This window comes from Micromonospora yasonensis (assembly GCF_026013475.1).
In the GTDB taxonomy this organism is placed as follows: Bacteria; Actinomycetota; Actinomycetes; order Mycobacteriales; family Micromonosporaceae; genus Micromonospora; species Micromonospora yasonensis.
Genome location: NZ_JAPDPH010000479.1, coordinates 1 through 580, shown reverse-complemented (window position 1 = coordinate 580; position 580 = coordinate 1). Strand labels below are relative to the sequence as shown.

Here is a 580-nt window from a genome sequence, read left to right as displayed (position 1 = left end):
CGTGTAGCCGTCTGGTGTCCAGAACACCGGGTAACACGACTTCGTGTTCGTCGCCGGGTCGGTGGTCACCGGGGCCGCGCAGGCCGACGGCAGTTCGTAGCTGGGGGAGATGACCGAGCCGGTCTCGGTGGTGATGGTGGCGATGCGCTGCCGGTAGAAGTTCGGCAGCCCACCGGTGGTGTCGACCCGGTTGGCCAGCTTGATCCCGGTGAACGACACCGACGGCAGGCTGATCGCCGACGTCGAGCCCCCGGCGGAGGTGTCGTGGCCGGTGCGGGTGATCGAGCCCAGCCACAACGTCGGCGACGTCCCGTCACCCGTGGCCGGCATCGTGTGCGCCAAGGCGTAGGAGTCGACCTTCTCGTAGGCCGAGGTGGCGGTGTTGTACTGCTGCGCCTCGATGGAGGTCAGCCGCACTGTGGAGAAGAACGACGGGCTGAAGTCGTCACAGTTCGTGCCCGACGCGCAGATCAGATCGAACGGCACGTCCGGCCAGTTGGCCTTGTTGGTGGAGTTCAACGGCTGGCAGGTGCCCGACAGGCAGCGGTCACCGGTGTTGAACACCACCCGGTTCGGCGGC

The 580-nt window shown here is 67.1% G+C and carries 1 protein-coding gene; it reads right to left on the bottom strand.

The window, feature by feature from the left end; translation table 11 throughout:
* On the bottom strand, positions 1 to 580 hold a 580-nt coding region (locus ONA70_RS36440; protein WP_265011015.1), incomplete at both ends, for a hypothetical protein.